This window comes from Njordella aestuarii, assembly GCF_056494165.1.
Genome location: NZ_CM151397.1, coordinates 750,336 through 773,127 on the forward strand (window position 1 = coordinate 750,336; position 22,792 = coordinate 773,127).

Sequence of the window (22,792 nt, forward strand, 5' to 3'; positions counted from 1 at the left end):
TGGAAGTTGTTATTGTATTCGCCGTTTGTGACATCGAGGTTTGATAGCATTTAACGGGCGACTTTGGTCTCGTTCGAGCGATTCAAGAAGTACTCCAAGAGACGGAATATTGCAGCGGATAGCTGCTCGGTATGTCTTCTACACCATCAACCAGTTCATCTTCCAGCATGGCGACGCTGCTCGCATCGTTGCGGAACGCCAAACCGGTGATTCTGCCGTCGATGTTGATGTGTGATTTCGGAAATTTGGAAAGAGAAATAGAGCGGCTGGAAGTAGCTGGGATTGAAGCGCTGCATTTGGATATCATGGACGGCAATTTTGTGCCGAACCTGACGTACGGCTTCCCGATTGTGAAAGCGTTCGGCGAGCTGACGGGAATGCCTATCGATGCTCACCTAATGATTGCGGACCCTGGCAAATACGCGGTTCAGTTTGCAGAGGCCGGCGCTGATTTGATAACGTTTCACGTCGAAGCGATCGAGGATCCAACTAGCCTGTTACGGTCCGTTCGAGAAAGCGGTACTGCGGTTGGGTTAGCGATTAATCCTTCGACGCCAATCGAGCGGTTGCTGCCGCATCTGCCGAACTGTGATTTGGCACTGATTATGAGTGTAGAGGCTGGCTTTGGGGGCCAGTCGTTTAATGATGCAATGTTGGAGCGGGTCCGTCAGGTGCGAGCCGAGGCGGGCCCCGAATTTTTGATTGAGATGGATGGTGGGATCAACGAACGAACTATCAGGTCCTGCTATGACGCGGGAGCAGATTTGTTTGTGGTTGGATCCGCAATTTTTGGCAAGCCTGAATATTCAGAGGCAATTGCCCAGCTGCGTAGCAAACTATCAGCTGATTCGTAACTCTTCGGTTCATTAGTGTATGGTTTCGATTGCATTGATCCGTCCAGGATCAACAGACTTTGATGACGAGGGACGCATCAAGGGTTGTTTAGATTTTCCGCTCAGTAGCAGCGGCCAAGCGCAGGTTCGACGCTGTTGCGAAGAGCTAAACGAGCACCTCTCGCGGTGCAGTGACACTCCGTCCCGACTGGAAGTTGTCTACTGCGCGCCGTGCGATTCTGCGCGGCAGACTGCTTCGATTATTGCGGCCAAAAGCAAGGCGAAAGTCCGCGTCGTCGAATGCTTTAAGAACTTGAATCTGGGGCTATGGCAGGGCCGAACCGTTGACGAACTGCGTCGCTTGCAGCCTACCGTTTATCGCCAATTCCAGGCGAATCCGCTAACTTTCTGTCCCCCTGGCGGTGAGAGCATGGGGACAGCAGCGGGACGTATTGAACGCATGCTGCACAAGCTGGTAAAAAAACACCGCGGTGGCACGGTGGCGATTATCGTTCCCGACCCGTTGGCATCACTGGTGAAACATCTTTTGAGCCATACGGAGATTGGCGACCCTTGGAAGTCGGAACATGACCAAGCAAGCTGGGAAATAATCTCGCTAAACGTCGCAAAACCAGTTATCGTATAGCGTTCTGCAAACATTCCGACCAGCACGTTGCGAGAGGCCAGTACGAGGGCTTTGGTTCGTGCTGAGTCAAATTCACGTGGCTCCAACATTCCTAGCGGTGGTTGAAGGTATTCAAAGTGTCGATTGTTGATCGCAACGAAGTTTTACCATTGAGCAGCGGCAAAAAACGAGGTGTTCCCGAAGGTCTGTGGATTAAGTGTCCTGGATGCGGGAGTTCTATCTACAAAAAAGAAGCCGAACGCCAACTTAACATCTGCCCACAGTGCCGTTTTCATCTGTATGTTTCGGCAAAAGATCGCATCTGCCATGTGCTGGACGAAGGTACGTTTGAAGCTTGGGATGAGGATGTTCATCCTACAGATCCGCTAAAATTTGCGGACAAGAAGCCTTATGCTGAGCGTTTGGCTGCTGAACAGAAACGTACTGGAATGGACGACGCTGCCATTACGGGTTGCGGCATGATTCGCGCTCGACGCGTTGCAATTGGTATTACCGACTCAGCCTTTATTATGGGTTCTATGGGTTCTGTAGTTGGCGAACGGCTGACGCGGCTAATTGAACGAGCGACTCAACAGCAATTGCCGCTGATCATTATCAGCGCTTCGGGTGGTGGAGCTCGGATGCACGAGGGCATTTTGTCATTGATGCAGATGGCCAAAGTTACCGCGGCCCTGGCTCGATACCATGACGCTGGTGGGCTTTACATTAGTGTGTTGACGAATCCGACGATGGGCGGCGTGGCTGCTTCTTTTGCATCGCTGGGCGATTTGATTTTTGCCGAGCCCAAAGCGTTGATTGGCTTTGCTGGTCCTCGGACGATCAAAGCGACGATTCGCGTTGAACTGCCCGCTGGCTTTCAAACCAGCGAGTTTCTGCTGGAACATGGGTACATCGATCGCATCGTAGACCGCAGCCGCTTGAAGACTGAAATCGCTCAAGCGATCGACTACTGCGGGAAGTAAGGTTTGGGGCGTTTCGGGCGAAGCAAACTGGATTCGCGGCATCGCAACTGAAGTCTGGGGAGTTTCTGTTACTCCCGCTGCGCCTGCTTGTATTCTGCCAACATTTGGTGAATACTCTTCGAACCCACCCATCCCTCTCCAGCCTACAGTCTGCCTTGAATGGACCGCAACACTCTTATTACCGTCGCTTCGTTTCTTCTTTGCACGGGCCTTGTCGCATTCTTGACTTGGCGTTTCACTCGTAAGGACGACCATGACAGTAGCTCTGGCTTTTTTCTTGCAGGCCGCTCGCTAACTTTTCCGCTCATTGCCGGTTCTTTGCTACTGACGAACCTGTCGACCGAACAAATGGTTGGCCTAAATGGAGATGCGTTCACATATGGCCTCTGCGTCATGGTGTGGGAAGTCGTGGCCGTTATTGCGCTCGTCTTTATGGCTTGGTTTTTTCTGCCTCGCTTTCTTAAGAGTGGCGTGGCGACTGTGCCAGAGTATCTTGAATTGCGCTTCGGCAGTTCAACTCAGGTAATAACGAACGTTATTTTTCTAATCGCTTATGTTGGTATTTTGTTGCCAATCATTTTGTTTACAGGCGCCGTTGGACTGATCGATATTTTGAATGTCGAGACAACGCTTTCGCAATATAACTTCTTGGGCGACTCGATGTCGGATCGCACATTCGCCATCAGTACTGTTGTCGCAGTCGTTGGTATAATTGGATCGATATACGCATTGTTTGGTGGTCTGAAGACGGTCGCCGTTTCCGATACCCTCAACGGCATCTTGCTCCTGTCGGGCGGGTTTTTGATTACCTACTTTGCGCTTAAGCATCTGGGCGGAGACGAGGGGGTTACCGCTGGCATGAAAGCGGTCTACGATAGCCAGCAAGATCGCTTTAATTCGATCGGTTCCAAGCAAACCAACGTTCCGTTTGGCGCTATCTTTTCGGGCATCTTCTTGCTGAATCTATTTTACTGGACAACGAATCAGCAGATCATTCAGCGAACGTTCGGCGCTAGCAGTCTAGCCGAAGGTCAGAAAGGCGTATTGCTCACGGGAGCACTCAAGTTGTTGGGGCCGCTGTACTTGGTGCTGCCCGGCATGATTGCATATACAATCTTTGCAGGCCAAGGTATCGAGGCTAAGCAGGCATATGGAAAACTCGTCAGCTTTGTGCTGCCAAGCAGCCTTACAGGTTTTTTTGCAGCCGCGATGTTGGGAGCGATTCTGTCGAGTTTTAATTCGGCATTGAACAGTTCTTGCACGCTATTCAGTTTGGGGATTTACAAGAAAGCATTACCCAATGCGTCGGATCGCCAAGTTGTCGCCTCCAGTTTCTTGTTCGGTGTGATCATAACTATCATTGCGATATTTGTCGCGCCGCTGCTCAATCAATTCGACAGCATCTTCGGTTACTTGCAGAAGATGAACGGCATGTACTTCATTCCGATCTTCGCAGTTGTCGTTGTCGGGATGGTTACAAAACGAGTGCCCGCCGCTGTGGCAAATTGGGCATTATTGATGGGATTCATATTGATATTCCTGGGATACTTTATATCCCCATTTAGTTTGGTGGTGGAATCGCTGCATGAGTATCATTTCCTCGGGATGGTGTTTGCATGGCTTATTATTTTCCAATTAATTGGCGGCGAATTATATCCGCGTAAAACCGAGTTTGTTCAACAAGATGTTGGGGCTGTCGACATGACGCCCTGGAAGTTCGCGGGAGTTGCAGGATTCCTGTTAATCGCCGCAGTCATCTCGATTTACGTCACCTTTGCTGATTTTAGTGTCCTTCAAGAAAAGAAAGCCGAACCCAATGAAAGCCCTGCTGCAGCTCAGCTTGATGTCGCTTCTCCTGATACTGTCGCCCCTTAAAGCGTCAGCCGAAATAACTTCGGAGGATTTTGACACGGTCAAGCTCTACACGCTTAAGAACAGCCACGGAATGGTGGTCAAGGTTACTAACTACGGAGCGATCATCACATCGATCCTCGTCCCTGATCGCACCGGGAAAATGGGAGACGTTGTGCTTGGGTACAAAAACCTAGAGAGCTACATCAACGCAGTCGATAAACCTTACTTTGGGGCTGTCGTCGGGCGTTATGGCAATCGCATTGCCAAGGGAATGTTCACTATTGATGGTGAGACTTATGAGCTGCCGATCAACAACAAACCGAATTCGCTGCATGGCGGGATTATCGGGTTCGACAAAGTGATCTGGGAAGTAAAAGAAGATGCTGCCAGCAACGCCATCAGCCTGCACTATTTGGCGAAAGACAAAGAAGAAGGTTATCCGGGCAATCTTGACGTTACGGTTACCTACACCTTAACAGACGACAATACGATCGAAATCGATTACAAAGCGACGGCAGATAAAGCCACGCCTGTTAACTTGACGCAGCATACCTATTTCAATCTAAAAGGCGAAGGGCAAGGTACCATTCTGGATCATCAGTTGATGATTAACGCCGATCACTACACGCCAGTGGACGAAACGCTCATTCCGACCGGTGAGATTGCACCCGTCAAAGGAACGCCGTTCGACTTTACTCAGGCGAAAGCGATTGGTAAGGATATTAGCGTTCAAAATGAACAGCTTACATTCGGTGGTGGTTATGATCACAACTGGGTGCTGAAAGATCAGTCCCAATCCAAGCAGATGCAGTTAGCTGCGGAAGTCTACGAGCCAACGACGGGACGAAAGCTCACCGTGACAACTCAGGAACCTGGTGTGCAATTCTATTGTGGGAACTTTTTGGATGGTCGGTTGAAAGGGAAATCGGGCAATCCGTATGTAAATCGTGGCGGCTTTTGCCTCGAGACACAACATTTTCCGGACAGCCCTAACCAGCCGAACTTCCCTTCGACAATTCTGAAACCAGGCGAGACCTACCAAACCAAGACAGTCTTTGCATTCAGCACGAAGTAGCGATTTTGCCAAGTTGCCCTGTCGCTCATTATCCCTGATAATACGATTCGCGTCCAAACTTATGATGACGCGATCGTTTTTTCATGATGGGACACACTATGAGCAATCTCGGTAAGAGCCGTCGACATTTCTTAAAATCCGCCGCAGGCGTTTCAGCGTTTACAATCGTGGCGCCCCATGTACTGGGTGGTCAACGACATATCGCGCCTAGTGATCGCGTCAATGTGGCTTTGGTCGGTGCTGGCGGACGCGGGCTAGAGAACGCGCGCGAGCTAATGCAACTAAAGGATGTTCGCATTACCGCAGTGGCCGATCCAGCAGAGCACTGGAGTCTAGAAAAGTTTTACTACAAAGGCGTCGCCGGTAGGCTTCCTGCAATCGCCGAAATTGAAAAGCACTATCAAGCGGCCGAACCGGAGTTTCGATGTGCCGGCTTCGAAGACTTTCGTGTCATGCTTGAATCGGCCGACTCCGACATCGACGCAGTTTTGTGCGCAACGCCAGATCATGCTCACGCTGTCGTAACGATTGCTGCTATGAAGAATGGTAAGCACGCCTATTGCGAGAAACCCCTAACGCACAACATCGCTGAAGCTAGGCTAGTTGCGAAAGTCGCAAAGGAGATGAAGGTTGCAACGCAGATGGGCAACCAAGGACATTCGACCGATGGCATCCGCGAAACTTGCGAAAGACTACAGCAAGGTTCGATTGGACAAATTACCAAGGTTCATGCTTGGGTTCCGGCGACGCGATGGAATCCTGAACTTGCTGCGCTGCCGACTGCTTCAAATCCGATACCCCAGGGACTTAATTGGGATTTGTGGTGTGGACCTCGCACGCCACCCGCTTTCAACAACGCATACGCGCCTGTTGCGTGGCGAGATTTTTGGATGTTCGGTTGTGGAGCACTGGGCGATTTTGGTTGCCACGATCTGGATTCGGCCGTGTGGGGGCTAGACCTCTCCTTTCCAAGCGAAGTCGAATTTTTTCCAGCGGGTCGCGTCGATTCAAACACGGCACCATACGGTGAAATAGGATACTTCCGTTTTCCGCGCGAAGGGCACTCCGACCTGCTCGTCCATTGGTACAGTGGTGGTTTGCAGCCTCAGCGGCCCGAATCGCTCCCCTCTAACAAATCGTTGCCCAACCGCGGCGTCTTGTTTGAAGGTGCTAACGGTATCATGGTCTGTGGCGGTGCGGGCGGTAAACCGGCAATCTATCCCGAATCACTGGCTGCGAGCGTGCAACCGGCCAAGGAGACGATCCCCCGTTCGAACGGGCATCATCGCGATTGGATCGATGCAATCAAGGGCGGTCCGGCGGCGAGTTCCAATTTCGAATATGGCGCCCGACTTACGGAAATAACATTGCTGGGGCTGCTTTCATTGCGAACTGGCGCGTTAGTTCGTTGGGACGCCGAGAATATGCGTGCCCCAGGCGTGCAGAACGCTGAGCAGATTATCGCTGGCGACTATCGGCCGGGTTGGCAACTGAATGCTTGATGTCTTGCCGCCCTGTCGAGTCTCGAAACAATCGTCGCTGCATGCTAAACTTGGCGAGCAGCACGCTTTGCTTTTGAATGCATGGCGAAGCAAGGCATCCAATGAAATTCGAAGACAGAGCGCATAGCACCTGATGACCGAACTTAAGTACAAACTTCCAATGGCTCTCCGTTGCGCCTATTGGGAGATGCACCGCGCCACCGATGGAGTTCTCGCTGGCATGGGGGCAACGGCAAATCAATTTGTGATCTTGTCGCTGATCTATGAGCATGGTCCGTTGATTCAGCAAGAGATCGTTCGCCGTGCCTCGTCCGATCCGAATACGATTCGCAGCATGTTGGTCGTGCTCGAACGCAATGGCCTAATCGCTCGCGAGGTAAGTGAGCAGGACCGACGTGCATGGATTATTTCCTTGACTCCCGGTGGTCGACGAGCGTTTAAGAAAATGTGGCAAGCGACCGGAAATTTTCGCGACCAACTCGCGGATTCTATGGAGCCGAGTGAATTGCAGACCCTGGTAGGGCTCTTAGAAAAGCTTGCCAAAGTCGCGTCAGCGCTAAAGCAAAACCCGAAACTGGCAAAAAGCGCAGCGGCTAAGTGAGCCTCTGCTGACGGCAGGTGCGAAGCAACCGGGGTTTCGATCCCGTCTTCGTGGCCAATTTCTGTCCGTTAGCGTTTCTACTCGCCAGCTCTGGTGGCGGCAAAACGCTGCCGCTCTTCACCACCTCCGAAAAAACTTCAGATTCAATGTGGACTTTCGCATATCAAAGTGATATCATATCGATATCTGTTCTGGGGCTTTTACTGTTCGAGAGGCAAAACATGAGTCAAGAAAAAGCGTTCGTTCCATATTCTGGGTGGCTGCCACTTTTTGTATTTCTGGTCGCAATGCCGTTGGCGGTCGCACTATTTGTCAACACGATGATCCGTGCCGACGGAGGGCTGATTCGTGGAATGGAGGTGTTGGGGTTCGTGGTACTTAGTTTTGCGATTCTGATTTCAGCCATTATCGGTCTGTGCGGTTTGATCGCTGTCCCGCCGAACGAAGCACGAGTGCTATTGTTGTTTGGAAGTTACATCGGAAGCGTGCGGGCGTCTGGGTTCTTTTGGGTTAATCCCTTTTACACCAAGACCAAGATTTCTTTGCGAGTTAGGAACTTTGAGACCGGATCTACTGAAACAAAAGAAGAGCGAGACCAGCACGGGAAGGTGACGCATCCAAAGACTCGGTCCAGCGGGCGGCCTTCGAAAGTCAACGATCGCGACGGCAACCCAATCGACATCTCCGCGGTCGTAGTTTGGAAGGTCGTGAACACCGCCGAGGCGCTCTTTGAAGTTGACGACTACGAACACTATGTTGCGGTGCAAAGCGAAGCGGCTCTTCGATCCTTGGCGTCCCGCCATCCTTACGACAGCGAAGATCACGAGGTCAGTCTTCGCGGCAGTGCCACAGAGATTAGTAGTGAATTAAGGCATGACATTCAGGAAAGGCTCGATAAAGCGGGAGTCGATGTTGTAGAAGCTCGGCTTTCGCATCTGGCTTACTCGCCTGAGATTGCGGCTGCGATGTTGCAGCGTCAGCAGGCGCATGCTGTTGTTGCAGCACGGGCCAAGATTGTTGAAGGTGCCGTTGGGATGGTCCAAATGGCATTGGATCATTTGTCCGAGCGAAAGATTGTCGAACTGGACGACGAGCGCCGCGCTGCAATGGTATCGAACTTGCTAGTCGTATTATGTAGTGATCGTCATACTCAACCTGTCGTCAATGCAGGCTCACTGTATTAAGATTTCGATTCATCCGCCAGCAAATTTTGTGTAACTGCTGGTATTGAGCAGGTTGATTTTCCAATGGCCAAAAGAGACAGCTTCCTTCTAAGAATCGACCCTCGCGTGCTGGATGCAGTGCGCAAGTGGTCCGACGATGAACTGCGGAGCGTCAATGCTCAGATTGAATATTTGCTGAACAAGGCACTAAAGGAAGCGGGGCGGCTTCCTGCGAAAACCGACGAGCAAAAGCCTGAATCATCCTGACAAAGTGCCATTGCTTGAGAACACTTTTCGTTTGTGATCTGGCGTAGACGACTACGATGTTCGATAATATCGATCTTCAGTACCTAGTTGTCTTGAGGGCTTTTCCCATGAGAGTTTTCCGAGGATCTATAGCGGTTGCCGCGGCAACGTGCACGGTAGTTGGCGCGATTTGGTTATCTCCGCATGCCCTTGCCCAGCAAGTCACTAAGATTGAAAACCTGGCTTTCAAGATCCCCGAAAATACCAAACTAGCTAAAGTCGCATCGGAACCACTTGTAAAATGGCCTGTAGTCGCTGACTGGGATACACAAGGCAATCTGCTTGTTGTGGAGTCCGGTGGAGTTAGCTCGCCGATTGAAGAACACAACGCACGAAGACTACATCGCATCGTACGTTTGGCAGACTTGGACCAAGACGGAGTGTTCGATCAGCGAACGGTTGTAGCTGACAAGCTACCTTTTACCGAAGGAGTACTATGCTTGGGCGATCGCTTGTTAGCATGCTCGCCACCTCACATTTTAGAGCTAACAGATCGCGATCAAGACGGAATTTACGAAGACGAAAGTGTCTGGTTTGATGGCCAGACGATTACCTTTTGTGCTAATGATTTGCACGGTCCATACCTAGGACGCGATGGCTGGATTTACTGGTGCAAAGGTGCGTTTGGTAAACAGAGCCATGAGCTTATAGATGGCCGAACACTCACTTCCGAGGCGGCACATATTTTTCGCCGCAAGGCCGGCGGCGGTGCAATTGAGCCCGTTATGTCAGGCGGGATGGACAATCCAGTCGAAGTAGCGATTACGCCTGAGGGAGAGCGTTTTTTCACGAGCACATTTCTTCACCATCCTGGCAACGGGTTACGAGACGGAATTGCTCACGCCATTTACGGTGGACTATATGGCAAAGAGCATGCGCCGATTTATACGCACGTCCAGACCGGCTCTCTGATGCCGATTATGACCGAGCTTGGCCCGGCCGCTCCCAGCGGCCTAGCGATGCTTGAAAACAACGAATTGCTTGGCAAAACGGCGAGTGGTTCACGTGTTCTGGCCGCAGCGCTATTCAATCTTCAAAAAGTTTCTGCACATATCCTGATGCCCAACGGGAGCACTTATACGACTGCGGATGTTGATATGGTGGTAGCGGATCGGATCGATTTCCATCCGACCGATATTCTAGAAGATGCCGATGGAAGTCTTTTGATTGTCGATACGGGCGGGTGGTATGACCTGTGTTGTCCTACTTCGAAAATCGATCAAACGACAGCTTCAGGTGGAATATATCGTTTGTCGAGCACGACCAATACTAAAACACCTCGCAGTCAATCATCGCGCATCGTGAATTGGTCCGAGCAGGAGCTTGAAGATCTTGTGCAGCTAACTTATGACCCGCGGCCATGGATTGCTCGTCAAGCGACTTTCGAACTGCGCGAACGATCTGAGGGAGAACTCGCTGCATCGATTGAATTGTTAAGTGAACGATTGCAGGACGAAGGGGCGCCAGTTCGTGAGCGATTGCAAGCCTTATGGACTCTTTGTGCACTGGATTCGCCGGCATCGCTTCAGGCGATTGCTACCGCGATGGTGACCGAGAATGAATCCTTGCTCCAAGCTGCTTGCCATGCGATCTCGGTGCAGCGTTTTGCTCCGGCGCTACCACAGGTAGAGTGCATGTTGTCTCATCAATCACCTGCGATTCGGCGTGCCGCCGCAGAAGCCGTTGGTCGCCTGGGCAATCCGAAATCGGTAGCAGGCTTGATGGAGCTATTGGCAGATGACACTGTCGACCGCACGCTCGAGCATTCTGCTATTTACGCCTTGATTGAATTGGGCGACACACACGCGTTACAGCCCTATCTTTCACGCGAACGGTCAATCAACCAGCGTCACGCAGCAACTGTAGCGATGTCACAGCTCCAGGCATATGACATGCTACCTGTGACGCATATGCTAGACATGCTTAGCGCGACAGACAGTCGCATTCAAGAATCAGCAGCGAGAATTCTTTCGCAGCAGCCTGAGCTGGCCGAAAGCTATCGCGAGTCGTTGGTTGCGATGTTTGACCGCCCAGCAGACGAAGCACACGCTTCATCTCTAGCTCTTAAATTGGTAGCGGGCTGGCGAGAAACGGAGGTTGTCCAAGACGTGTTGGGTGACAGATTGACCCGAGCGGCCAAATTGCCTATCGAGCAGCAGCGATCGTTACTCAAGGCTTTAGATCTATACTCGCATGATTCGTTGCCAACCGAGTGGACCGATTCTCTTGTTGCTTGGCTTGATCGCTCCGATCGGACGATGCAGCTCGAGATCTGCAAAACGTTGGAAGACTTTTCCATTGAGAACGCAGAGGAGCTGCGTCAGGCTTTACTCCGGCTTGCTTCGGAGACGGAGTCTCGCAGTGAAAGTATCCAAATACTCGCCGCGTTGCCGACTGAAGGAGCACCAATTCAAAGGTCACTCGAGCAAACGATCATGGAATGTCTTCAATCGGAAGATCAGATGCTCGTTCAAAAGGCCAAAATCGCGTTAGGGCGTATCCAACTGAGCCCACAAGGTGCTTTGCTCTTGATGGACAGTATTTTGCAGACTTCCGCGCAAGATGTTTTTGCTTACATCGACGCGATTAATCGGCTCGGCGATGACTCGCTGGATGTCAAGCTGCTTGGGATGCTCGGCAATGTGCCTGCCGCGAAAACCATATCCGCTTCGCAGCTTACAAATCTTTACCGCACTCGCAGCGCTTCACTGCAGGCGCTTGCGCAAGAGCGTCTGACGCTCTTGTCAAAGTCGCCGGAAAGTGTGGAGTCATCTGTCATATCCGCGTTGGCAAATTTGCCTGACGGTGATATTGCTGCGGGGTTTCAGCTGTTTCGCAGCAGCAAGGCGCTTTGCAGCTCTTGCCACAAAATTGGCTACGTTGGCGGCGAGATCGGCCCGGAGTTGACTCGAATCGGCTCGACTCGTACTCGCAATGCGCTATTGGAAGCGATTCTGTTTCCAAACGCTCGGTTGGAACAGAGTTATCGCTCTACGAAGATCTTAACAACGGATGGTCAAGTTTTTAATGGCTTGGTTAAGAATCAGGGTGATCCGACACGAATCGAGCTGCAGATCAGTGCTGACAAATCTGTTACGATCCGCATGGTAGACATCGAGGAGCAACAGCCCAGCGATATTTCGATCATGCCATCGGGACTGGCAGATCAGCTAACCCTCAAGGAGTTAGCCGATCTGCTCGCGTTCTTAGAATCGGCGAAATAAAGCTAAGGTTCCAAAATCGAAACGGACTAGATGAGATCGACCAATACGGCAGCCTTCTCTTCTGCGCCACCCGTGGCGAGTTGATTGCCCGATTCTCCCAGAATCTTCTCGCAGCCAGTTTGGTAGTCGGCGTCTGTGAGCAAACCTTTCTGCTTGTAAAGAAGTAACTCATACAAGCTATCGAGCTTATCGCGGCTTGCGTCGTCGACTAACGTCGGCCAGCGTTTCGACTTGATGACTTCAGCGGTGAGTCCTTCAGGCAAATCGGTTAGAGCGGCCAGCTTTAGTTTTTCGAAGACAACTGCCATCGCGTCTTTTACTACTTCCGTTTTTCCGTCTGCCATTGATTTAGCAACGGCTCGATTATCAAGTTTCTTGGACATGATGATGGCTTTGCCCGTCGCCACGTTTATCACTTTCGCGCGGCATTCGTTCATCGTATAGTTGATGCGCAAATTCGGTTTGACGGTCACTTCAAAGACGATCAAGACAGGATACTTTTCTTCCTTTGCTTTCTTGATCATCTCGACGGTCTTGCCCGACCCAAGGTAATGTAAGCCAGCCGCGATTCGGTTTTCGTCTTTTTCGCCTAACTTCTTCTGTAAAGGATCGTCTTCGTTGGGAACCACCTTTTGCTCGCCACCGCCATAACCTCCACCATAGCCGGAGCCATAGCTGCTGCCGTAGGAAGAGCCGTACCCGCCGCCATATCCACCGCCGCCGCCACTACTTTGTGTCGGAGCTTTCACTTCGACTTCTTTTTCCGCAAACAAAGGCAGCCAAGCTCCAGCCGCATGCTGTTCGGTCATATATGTAAGCAGTTCAGTTGCCATCAAGCCTGCTGCTTTTTCTACGTCGGTGTGGAAGTTCTTCGAAGCGTCTGTGGCGTAGTTCACTTCCTTCGCCGTCGATTTTTTTGCTTGGTTGGATGTGCCACCACCGTAAGAGCTGCCATAGCTACTGCCTCCACCATAGGACGACCCGTAAGCGGAGCCACCGCTGTTCGAGTCGCCGCTGCTGCTGGAATAGTAAATCGGATTGTATTCTGTTATTTTCTCAGGTGCATCGACATCGATTGCGACGGCGATCTGAGTGAAGAGGTCGGGCTGCTGCGCTGCAGTGGCCCAGCGCGTGGCATCAAGTATCTTGGAGCTATCTTCGGCTCCCGACAGAGCTGCGGCCTTAGCAAAGCGCGCAGCCAGTCTTTCATCGCCTTGCTCAAAAGCTTTCTCGGCCGCTTCCATCATGGTTAGAGGTTCTGCTACTTTGGCTTCTTGTGAGCCGCCATAGGAACTGCCATAACCGCTGCCATAGCTGCTGGAACCTTCTTGGCTGCTACCATAGCCTGACTGACCGTAACTGCTTCCATAGCTACTGGAAGAGCCGCCGTAGCCTTCGCCGTAGCTGCTGTTGCTACCGCCATAGCCGCTGCTTGGGCTGGTGCTTGCACCGCCGTAACCGCCGCTTGCGCCCCCGTAGCCTCCGCTGGCTCCGCCATAACCACTGCTACTGCTAGAGCTGCTTTCCCCGTACGTGGATGAAGGAGCGGATGGGGCACTTTCTGAGGTCGTTGTGTTGGATGTCGGCGTCGGTTCCACTTTCGCCACGACAGGTGCTTCTTTCTTCGAACACCCAACTGAAACTAACGAGGATAAGAAAAACGCGTAGTAGATGGGGCGAAAGCGCATGACGATGGACCCTAAGATAAAATTGCAATCGGGAGGACAAGAAAATTGCCTAGCCGGCTATTTCGACAGAACAAGCACTATCGATCATTATGGGGAAAGCCGCCCCCGCTGTCGAGCCATTTATGTGGATTCTCCCCGTCTTCGGCACGGTCGGAGTATGGATTTTTCGGCAAACCTTGAAGATCCTGCCTAACCGCGGCCATCCAGTGGGCGACGAAATCTTGCTTGCCCCGTAACCTAAACGTGAGCGTCAACGGGCCAAGCTGTGGCCCCTGCCCTCAGAATTTCAAACTCGCTCCCAAGAAATAACTGGCTCCGCAAGCAGAGTTGGTGCTACAAAAATGACGTTAAAGACGAAAAAGTTGGTTCATCTTGACCGATTCAACCTGGATTCGATCTCCGTCCGAGGAGCTCGTACGCACAACTTAAAATCGGTGAATCTTGATATCCCGCGTGGCACGTTGACGGTCATTACTGGGGTAAGTGGCAGCGGAAAGAGCTCATTGGCGTTCGACACGATTTTTGCGGAAGGCCAGCGGCAGTATATCGATAGCTTGTCAGCCTACGCCCGTCGCTTTTTTAACCAGTTGCAAAGGCCCGACGTGGATGCAATTTCGGGCTTGCAACCGACCTTATGCATTGATCAAAAGCAAAGTAGCGTCAATCCTCGCAGCACCGTGGGCACGGTCACCGAAGTCTACGATTATTTGCGGCTGCTAATGGCAAGGCTCGGAACTGTCCATTGTTATCAGTGCGGCACGCCGATCGAACAGCAGTCGGCCGACTCGATCGTTGCGTCACTCAAGTCACTGCCGGCAGGATCGCGGCTGGTGGTCATGGCCCCGATGGTTCGCGGGCGGCGAGGTAAGCACTTGGACGTGCTGGCTGAGATCCGGCGAGCTGGTTTGTTGCGGGCTCGAATCGACGGCGAAACTTACGAAATCGATGCGGCCCCCGACTTGGCTGTGCGGCAGAACCACTCAATCGAAGCGATCGTCGACCGGATCGCCATCAAGCCAGACAGCCTGAGCCGAATCGACGACGCTATCCAGCTGGCTTTGCGCCTGGCTGACGGTCTCGTTTCAGTTTCGATTCTTGGTGCTGACGAAGTCTCGCGTGCGTCCGACCCAAGTGCTTGGCAAGAGAAAACGCTATCCACAAAATACTCCTGCCCGCAGTGTGGAATCAGTTATGCCGAAGTCGAACCTCGTATATTCAGCTTCAACAGCCCTTACGGTGCGTGCCCTGCCTGCGACGGGACTGGACGCGAGAAAGTTGAAGAAGGCAGCGACGAACAGACGTTGCTGCGTGAGGTTTGCACAACTTGCGATGGCAAACGATTACGCCCCGAGTCGCTTGCCGTAAGATTGTTAGGATTATCGATTGCCGAAGTCAGCGATCTCAGTTTGCCGAAACTCGTGGAGTGGGTCAATAGTTTGTCGTTTACCAAGGAAAAGCGAGAAATCGCGGGGCCGATCGTACGCGAAATTCGTAACCGTATCGATTTTTTGAATCGTGTTGGAGTAAGCTATCTGACGCTTTCAAGATCTGCGGACACGTTGAGCGGTGGGGAGCTGCAGCGCGTTCGGTTGGCCACGAGTATCGGATCCGGACTGATCGGAGTTTGCTATGTATTGGATGAGCCCTCCATTGGCTTGCACCCTTCCGACAACGAACGACTGATCAGTGCGATTAGGTCGCTGCAACAGATTGGAAACACCGTTATTGTCGTCGAACATGACGAAGCCATGATGCGCGCGGCCGATCTGTTGATCGATATGGGGCCAGGGGCCGGGGAGCATGGCGGGCAAATTGTGGCTCAGGGGACGCCCGACGAAGTCAGCAGTTCGGAGCAATCACTCACGGGGGCCTATTTATCCAATCGCCAGCGAATACCATTGCCCGCTAACTATCGGCAAATCGACTGGCGTCAGGCGTTGAAGATCAAGGACGCTTCGCTACATAACCTTCAGAATGTCAGTCTTGAGATACCTCTAGGTGTATTTGTTTGTATAACAGGACCTAGCGGCAGCGGTAAAAGCTCGCTGATCAATGACACGTTGCAGCCTGCTGTGCAGAGCGGCATAGCAAGTGGTCAGAGTCGAGTGAAATTCAATGGTGCGATTTCGGGCATCGAACACTTGGACAAGCTTATTGCGATCGATCAGTCGCCAATCGGCCGCACTGCTCGCAGCACTCCGGCGACATATTGCGGGCTATGGGATGAAGTTCGCAAAGTTTTCGCAAGCACACGAGACGCCAAAGCACGAGGCTTTACTGCTTCTCGGTTTAGTTTTAACTCGGGCGCAGGGCGGTGCGAAAATTGTCAGGGGCAAGGAGAGCAGAAGCTGGAGATGAATTTTCTTGCGGATGTTTTTGTTTGTTGTCCGATTTGCAATGGCCGCCGATTTAATCGGCCGACTCTTTCAGTTCGATATCGTCACAAGAACGTGGCTGACGTGTTGGACATGAGCATATCCGAGTCGCTGGCATTCTTTGAGAATTTTGACAAGCTGATTCGACTGCTCAGGCCGCTCGAGCAAGTGGGGCTTGGCTATGTCAAACTTGGACAGCCTTCGACAACGCTCTCCGGTGGCGAATCGCAGCGGGTCAAGTTGGCGAGCGAGCTTGCCAGGCCGTCTACCGGGAGAACGCTTTACATATTGGATGAGCCGACGACGGGCTTGCACATCGATGACGTCGGACGCGTTATCAATGTACTGCAGAGCTTGGTTGATCGTGGGAATTCCGTCATTGTCGTCGAGCATCAAATGGATGTTGCGAAGGTGGCCGACTGGGTGATCGATCTTGGGCCGGGGGGCGGAAGTGAGGGTGGTCAAATCGTTGTAAGCGGAGCACCAGCGACTGTTGCCGAGCACCGCACGAGCCTTACGGCCCCCCACCTACGTGAACAATTGAATCGGTGATCGTCGTGAATATCGATTGCAATATAACAAGCGGCTCGATTCAAATAGTTGATTCCGCGCATTCGCTCACTTGAATGGTCTGGGATATAGAATCGCTATGCGGTAGAATCTTGCGACTTCGGGGATCAGGTTTTTTGGTTCTCAGAATCGGGTAAGCCATGAGGCGATGAGCATACAATTGAGGTTGCTATGAGTATTTTTAGATGTAACAGCATATTGAACGTTTTTGCCGCTGTAGTCGTTTGTTTATGCTTCTCACCAAATGTTTTGGGACAGGCCGACGAGCCAGCTAAACGAGAGAATGTCTACGTGATAATACAGACTTCGCTAGGTGACATCACCTTGGAACTGAATGCCGAACGCGCGCCAGTCACGGTAGAGAATTTCGTGAAGTATGTCGAAGCCGGGCATTTCAACGACACCGTTTTTCATCGCGTTATTCAGGATTTTATGATTCAGGGCGGTGGCTTTGATAAAGGGGATATGACCCGCGAAAAGAAAACGAATGCTCCGATCAAGAATGAGGCTGGCAATGGTCTCAAGAACGACAAGTACACGATTGCCATGGCCCGAACATCGGATCCTGATTCGGCAACATCGCAATTTTTCATCAACACAAAAAACAATACTGGGCTCAATCGGCCCAATCCTGATGGCTACGGCTACGCGGTTTTTGGCAAAGTAATCGCCGGTGAAAAGACCGTGGATGCGATTGCTGCCAGCCCGGTAACTATGAAGAACGGCGAGAGATCTTTTCCGCTGCGACCGCTTATCATCGAAGAAGTCAAAGTTATTGACAAGCCAGAACTCGAGAGCAAGCCTTAGTCTGGTCCTGCATTCGTATGCGAGGCCAGTTCTCCCCCTTTCCAAATTTTTTAAATTATCTACCAAGGAAACCAAAAACTCATGGCGGTTATTAAGACCAGCTTAGGCGACATTACTATCGAACTTGACAGCGAAAATGCTCCGGTCTCGGTTCAGAATTTTGAGCAGTATGCCAAGGAAGGCTATTTTGATGGGACGATCTTTCACCGCGTTATCGATGGTTTCATGGTTCAGGGCGGTGGTATGACGCCAGATATGAAACAAAAGAAGACCCGCGCGCCGATTAAGAATGAGTCTTCCAACGGGCTGAAGAATGAAAAGTATACGCTAGCAATGGCTCGCACTTCGGTGCCAGACAGCGCCACGAGCCAGTTCTTTATCAACACCAGCGACAATAATTTCCTCGACAAGGACCAGTCTCGCGATGGTGTAGGCTATGCCGTATTCGGCAAGGTTATCGATGGTAAGGATGTTGTTGATAAGATCGAAAAGGTTAAGACCGGGACGAAAGCAGGTCATGGTGATGTGCCCGTCGAGCCGATCGTTATAGAGTCGGTCGTTCTGTAGGTCTGTTCTGCGACTAAATGTCGCGAGAGTGGGATCCCATATTGTGCGTAATCGACCAAGACGCCCATACTGTCGATCTGCTATCTAGGCGAACTCGACAGTGGTTGGCGGATGGAGAGGAATCTAGGCAGCGAGCAAAAGGAAGGCCTTTGGTCTTCGGAGTGGTTTTCAACTGAGTCGCCGATGGGTCGGGATTGCAGTTCGGATTATTTCAGTTTTGCTCGCGGCCTCATTGCCTGCGACATTGTTGTAGCGGCATGTGTCTCAAAGGCGGCTTTATTGCGGAACGCAGTTCTGCTATCCTTTGCGACAACTTGCAGGTCGTCTTTGCTTATGGTGCCCCCGACGGGCGTTTACTTGAAACTGATTTGGTGCGGTAATTTTGACAATGCAGCGGTTTATCTTCCCACGCTGGGTCAATAAGTTCATGGCTCTTCTAGGGCTTTTGATCCTCGGCGGAGGCCTATTGTATGCCGGGCCTTTATTTATGCTCGGTACCAGTCCTGATACCTTGAACACAGGGTATCAGCCAAATCAGCCGGTTCCGTTCAGTCACAAGCTGCACGCTGGCGAGCTGAAGATGGATTGTCGTTATTGTCACGTGAGTGTTGATAAGTGGGCGCACTCGACTGTGCCGGCGACTAAGGTCTGCATCAATTGCCACTCGCCTATGTCGCCAGATGGGGCTCCAGTTCTCTCTGCGGTTCACTCGGCAACACATCCTGCGTACAAGTCTCTCAAGCCAATTCATGATAGTTGGCGTACGGGCGAATCGGTCGAGTGGGTTCGTATACATAGGCTTCCTGATTTCGTCTTTTTCAATCATTCGGCGCACGTCAATCGTGGCGTGAGTTGCGTAAGTTGTCACGGTCGCGTCGATAAAATGGAAGTGGTTTACCAGGCTGAGAACCAATCGATGGCTTGGTGTATTGACTGCCATCGAAATCCAGAGCCAAATCTACGCCCTGTTGAGTATGTGACCAAGTTAGATTGGACGGCCGCGGATATTGATCCAGCTGATCCTGTGTTAGGCAAATTTGCTAACGACCAAGCTGCTCTTGGGGAGTTTCTCAAGGAGCAAAAGAATATCCATCCCTCGGACCATTGCGCTACGTGCCATCGATGAGCTTGCCTGTCTTACCATCCAATAAGCAGTTTTTTCGCAGTATCGACCAATTAGAAGGTTCGCCTGCGGTTGACGAATTACTCGAGCGAGAGTTTCCTGTCGCGGCATCGGAATTCCCGGAAGGGGTTTCGCGTCGGCGATGGGTTCAGCTGATGGGTGCTTCCATCGCATTCGCTGGGGCTTCGGGTTGTCGTTACCACAAGCAAGAGTTTGCTGGTTTTGTGGTGCCGCCAGATGGTCGTGTACCTGGTGTGCCTCAGATTTTCGCGACAAACTTTGAGTGGGCTGGGCGCGTCGTCAATGCGGTTGCGCGCTCGTTGAACGGTCGCCCTATCAAGCTTGATGGGAATTCCAAGCATCCGATGTATGCGATGTCGCAGGGTTCCGGTTTTGCTGACGGGAAGGATGAGAAGTTCGCTCAGGCGGGCTCTGATATTTACACTCAGGCTGCTGTTTTATCGCTTTACGATCCGGACCGAATCGGCGCTGTGTTGAATCGCGCTGATCGAAGTTTGCCTGTCAGCGAAATGTCGACAGTGTCGGCGGTTAAGGCGAAGTCGGAGACGCCGGAGTCTGCGTTGATGGACTGGTCGGCGTTTGATCGATTTGCTGTCGAGAATAGTGCGGCTATTGCTCAATCCCAAGGCGAAGGGTTGGCGCTGGTTTTTGAGTCGAGTCAAAGTCCGTCGTTTAATCGGCTTTTGGCTGCGGTCGCGAGCAAGTATCCGAAGGCCACTTTGGTTCGCTATGATTCGATTTATCGTCGCAATAGCGTCAAGGGTGTCGAGGCGGCAGGTGGTCAGAATGCTTCCTTGCATTATCGCTTTGATAGCGCGAAGGTAATCGTCTCGATCGATGCAGATTTGTTCGGCGGTGAACCTGAGGCTGTGGCTAGCGCTAGGCAGTTTGCTAAGAATCGAGCGCCGGGTGGCGACGGAATGAATCGTCTGTATTGTGTCGAGTCGCAGTATAGTGTTACTGGTTCGGCTTCAGACTTTCGTTATGCCCTGCAGTCGTCTCAAATGGTTGCGTTTTTGACGCGTTTGGAGGCAGCTATTGATGCCGGCACGCCTTTCATGGCGGCGACCGGTGAGAAGCCATACAATGAGTTGTCTCCAGCTGAAAAGCTGGAGCGGGTGATCGAAGTTATCGCCACAGATTTGCTGGCCAATAAGGGGGCTAGTGCGATCGCGGTTGGTTATCAGCAGGATCCGGCTGCTCATCTCATTGCGACGCGATTGAATGCGAAGCTTGGCAATATCGGCAAGACGGTGATGTTGCTCGATGTGAAGAATGAGCTTGCTGATGTTGCGACGATAAAACTTAATGAGTTCGTTGATTTGGCCCGGAATGGGGCATTCAAGCAAGCGTGGGTTTTCGCTCCAAATCCCGTTTATTCCGTGGCGGGTGACGTTGATTTGGTTGCTGCCCTTAAAGCGATCGAAACTGTTGTTTACGCCGCTGATTATGATGACGAGACGTCCGTTTACGCGACGTGGTCGGCTCCTCTGGCGCATCCGCTTGAGAGCTGGTCGGATGTTCGTAGTGCGGATGGGACTTACGGAGTTTGTCAGCCGCTGGTCTCGCCTGTAACGGGTGCTCGCTCGGCGATTGAGCTTGTGTCGATTCTTGCGGGTTTAGACGAGTTGGATCCTCAGGATGTCGTAAAAGAAACGGCTAAGGGGTTGGTTGGTGGTTCGTTCAGTGACCGGCTGTGGCAGGAGGCGCTGCATGACGGCTTCTTGAAGGGTAGTGAGGCGCAGCCATCGTCCGCGCAGATTGCGACCACCGCTGAGCAGGCCTTGGGCGTTCCTTACAAGCTTGATGACGAGAGTGGCGAACCGCCCGTTGCTGGATCTGCTTTGCCTAGCGTTTTAGTTAGTGATCCAAACAATGTCGACCTAACGAATTTAGAAGTTGTCGTTCTGCCATCTGCTACCGTGTATGACGGCCGACTGGCCAATAACGGTTGGCTTCAAGAGTGTCCTCACCCAATCACTAAGTTGACTTGGGACAACGCTGCTACCATGAGCGTGGCGACTGCCCGCAAGCTTGGACTCAAGCAAGATCGCACTTCTGCAGATGTGTTAGTGATCCGACAAGGCGAAGCTTCTGCGAAGGTGCCTGTGTTCATAGTTCCGGGGCAGGCCGAAGGCACTATTTGTATTGCGTTGGGCTATGGTCGGAGTCGTGCTGGTACGGTGGGAGGCATCGAGGGATCGTTTGATGTCGGCCATTCAGTGCAGAGTCTTCGACGTTGGAACCAAGCATTCATTTTGACCGGAGTCGAAGCTGCCTCGACCAGTGTGCCATACAAGCTGGCGACAACTCAGGATCACTTCGCGATTTCCGATCAGCTAGGGATGAGCGAAATTCCTAAGCGTGCGCTGACCTTGGTGCGCGAAGGTACGCTGTCGGCTTTCGAAAAAGATCAGCAGTTTGCGCACATCGAGCTGCACCATCCGGCCGAATCGTTGTGGGAAGAGCCGGACGTTTCCAAAGTCTACGCGTGGGGAATGTCGATTGATCTCAATAAGTGCACCGGTTGCAGTGCGTGTGTGATTGCTTGCCAAGCGGAAAACAATATTCCGATCGTAGGTAAAGAACAAGTTTCTCGCGGCCGTGAAATGCACTGGTTGCGGATTGATCGCTATTTCACGTCGGATCAGCTTGCTACGAAGGAGCAAGGGGATTTTACTAATCCGGTGGACCCGCGAATTGTAACGCAGCCAATGGCGTGCGTGCATTGCGAGACCGCTCCCTGTGAGCAAGTCTGCCCGGTGGCAGCAACGGTTCATACGGACGACGGTATCAATGCGATGGCATACAATCGTTGTGTAGGGACTCGATATTGTGCTAACAACTGTCCATACAAAGTTCGCCGTTTTAACTACTTCAATTACAACCAGAAGTATGGCTATTTCTACGGTTGGCAAGACAAGCGTGAGACGGTCAACACCAAGTTGCAATCGCTGGTTCTTAATCCCGAAGTGACTGTTCGCGGTCGCGGGGTTATGGAAAAGTGTACCTACTGTGTGCAGCGGGTTCAGAATGGGAAGATCGCGGCGAGGAACACCGGAGACGGTACGATTCATGACGGCGATGTCCGCACGGCTTGCCAGGAAGCTTGCCCGACTCAAGCCATCGTGTTCGGTGACTTGAATGACAAGACCAGCCGAGTGTACGCCAATCACAACGATCCACGTTGCTACGCGGTGCTTGAAGAGTTGAATGTCAAGCCTCGAACACAGTATTTGGCTCGAGTGAGAAACGTGCCCGATCGCTTAATGACGGCTGTGCAGTTGAATCCGCCAGCTCGCGAGACGCATGGTGATCACGGTCACGGCGGAGATGGCCATGGTGCTGAAGGGCACGGCGATGCGGAGCATGCTGCTTCGCATACAGAAGAACACACGAGTGCTGACCATGCAGAATCATCGTCAGCAGCGGCACATGCAGAGTAACGTATTGCTTGCATTGGACCTTTTTTAAG

17 protein-coding genes are annotated in these 22,792 nt (G+C 52.0%); 16 read left to right on the forward strand and 1 reads right to left on the reverse strand.

The genetic code is table 11. The annotated features are described in order from the left end of the window. Positions 1 to 131 precede the first annotated feature (131 nt). The 10 genes from rpe to SH451x_RS02975 all read left to right on the forward strand — a co-directional run bounded on the left by rpe (position 132) and on the right by SH451x_RS02975 (position 12,166). Positions 132 to 854, forward strand: a complete 723-nt coding sequence (rpe, locus tag SH451x_RS02930; RefSeq protein ID WP_479360864.1) for a ribulose-phosphate 3-epimerase — start codon at positions 132 to 134, stop codon at positions 852 to 854. Positions 855 to 873: 19 nt separating this feature from the next. Next, positions 874 to 1,479, forward strand: coding sequence for a histidine phosphatase family protein (locus SH451x_RS02935; RefSeq protein ID WP_479360865.1), 606 nt, complete (start codon positions 874 to 876; stop codon positions 1,477 to 1,479). 116 nt (positions 1,480 to 1,595) lie between these two features. Further along, on the forward strand, positions 1,596 to 2,441 hold the full coding sequence (accD, locus tag SH451x_RS02940; RefSeq protein ID WP_479360867.1) for an acetyl-CoA carboxylase, carboxyltransferase subunit beta: 846 nt from the start codon (positions 1,596 to 1,598) through the stop codon (positions 2,439 to 2,441). Positions 2,442 to 2,600: 159 nt separating this feature from the next. Further along, complete coding sequence (locus SH451x_RS02945; protein WP_479360868.1) at positions 2,601 to 4,316, forward strand: solute:sodium symporter family transporter; 1,716 nt, start codon at positions 2,601 to 2,603, stop codon at positions 4,314 to 4,316. Next, on the forward strand, positions 4,258 to 5,370 hold the full coding sequence (locus tag SH451x_RS02950; RefSeq protein ID WP_479360869.1) for an aldose epimerase family protein: 1,113 nt from the start codon (positions 4,258 to 4,260) through the stop codon (positions 5,368 to 5,370). Before SH451x_RS02945 ends, SH451x_RS02950 begins: the two co-directional genes overlap by 59 nt. Before the next feature lie 98 nt (positions 5,371 to 5,468). Beyond that, on the forward strand, positions 5,469 to 6,872 hold the full coding sequence (locus SH451x_RS02955; protein ID WP_479360870.1) for a Gfo/Idh/MocA family protein: 1,404 nt from the start codon (positions 5,469 to 5,471) through the stop codon (positions 6,870 to 6,872). A gap of 160 nt (positions 6,873 to 7,032) precedes the next feature. Further along, positions 7,033 to 7,473, forward strand: a complete 441-nt coding sequence (locus tag SH451x_RS02960) for a MarR family winged helix-turn-helix transcriptional regulator (protein ID WP_479360871.1) — start codon at positions 7,033 to 7,035, stop codon at positions 7,471 to 7,473. Between the two features lie 221 nt (positions 7,474 to 7,694). Further along, positions 7,695 to 8,657, forward strand: coding sequence for an SPFH domain-containing protein (locus SH451x_RS02965; protein WP_479360872.1), 963 nt, complete (start codon positions 7,695 to 7,697; stop codon positions 8,655 to 8,657). 63 nt (positions 8,658 to 8,720) lie between these two features. Then, positions 8,721 to 8,903 carry a type II toxin-antitoxin system antitoxin gene (locus SH451x_RS02970; protein WP_479360873.1) on the forward strand — a complete coding sequence of 61 codons (183 nt, stop codon included), beginning with the start codon at positions 8,721 to 8,723 and terminating at the stop codon, positions 8,901 to 8,903. A gap of 107 nt (positions 8,904 to 9,010) precedes the next feature. Beyond that, on the forward strand, positions 9,011 to 12,166 hold the full coding sequence (locus tag SH451x_RS02975) for a DUF7133 domain-containing protein (protein ID WP_479360875.1): 3,156 nt from the start codon (positions 9,011 to 9,013) through the stop codon (positions 12,164 to 12,166). Positions 12,167 to 12,192: 26 nt separating this feature from the next. Here the strand turns inward: SH451x_RS02975 and SH451x_RS02980 are convergent, their stop codons facing one another. Further along, a complete protein-coding gene (locus SH451x_RS02980) occupies positions 12,193 to 13,773 on the reverse strand; it encodes a hypothetical protein (RefSeq protein WP_479360876.1) in 1,581 nt (526 codons plus the stop codon). Between the two features lie 170 nt (positions 13,774 to 13,943). Here SH451x_RS02980 and SH451x_RS02985 point away from each other — a divergent pair, with 170 nt between their 5' ends. The 6 genes from SH451x_RS02985 (at position 13,944) to SH451x_RS03010 (ending at position 22,763) form a co-directional block, all read left to right on the forward strand. Further along, positions 13,944 to 14,090 carry a hypothetical protein gene (locus SH451x_RS02985; protein WP_479360877.1) on the forward strand — a complete coding sequence of 49 codons (147 nt, stop codon included), beginning with the start codon at positions 13,944 to 13,946 and terminating at the stop codon, positions 14,088 to 14,090. A 105-nt stretch (positions 14,091 to 14,195) separates the two neighbouring features. Beyond that, positions 14,196 to 16,781 (forward strand): excinuclease ABC subunit UvrA, encoded by a 2,586-nt coding sequence (gene uvrA / locus SH451x_RS02990; RefSeq protein WP_479360878.1) that lies wholly within the window; start codon positions 14,196 to 14,198, stop codon positions 16,779 to 16,781. A 189-nt stretch (positions 16,782 to 16,970) separates the two neighbouring features. Beyond that, a complete protein-coding gene (locus tag SH451x_RS02995; protein ID WP_479360879.1) occupies positions 16,971 to 17,606 on the forward strand; it encodes a peptidylprolyl isomerase in 636 nt (211 codons plus the stop codon). Positions 17,607 to 17,687: 81 nt separating this feature from the next. After that, the gene (locus tag SH451x_RS03000; protein WP_479360881.1) at positions 17,688 to 18,173 is read left to right on the forward strand and encodes a peptidylprolyl isomerase; all 486 of its coding nucleotides are present in this window, start codon (positions 17,688 to 17,690) and stop codon (positions 18,171 to 18,173) included. A gap of 388 nt (positions 18,174 to 18,561) precedes the next feature. Continuing rightward, on the forward strand, positions 18,562 to 19,299 hold the full coding sequence (locus tag SH451x_RS03005; RefSeq protein WP_479360882.1) for a cytochrome c3 family protein: 738 nt from the start codon (positions 18,562 to 18,564) through the stop codon (positions 19,297 to 19,299). Then, a complete protein-coding gene (locus tag SH451x_RS03010) occupies positions 19,296 to 22,763 on the forward strand; it encodes a TAT-variant-translocated molybdopterin oxidoreductase (protein ID WP_479360883.1) in 3,468 nt (1,155 codons plus the stop codon). Before SH451x_RS03005 ends, SH451x_RS03010 begins: the two co-directional genes overlap by 4 nt. Positions 22,764 to 22,792 lie beyond the last annotated feature (29 nt).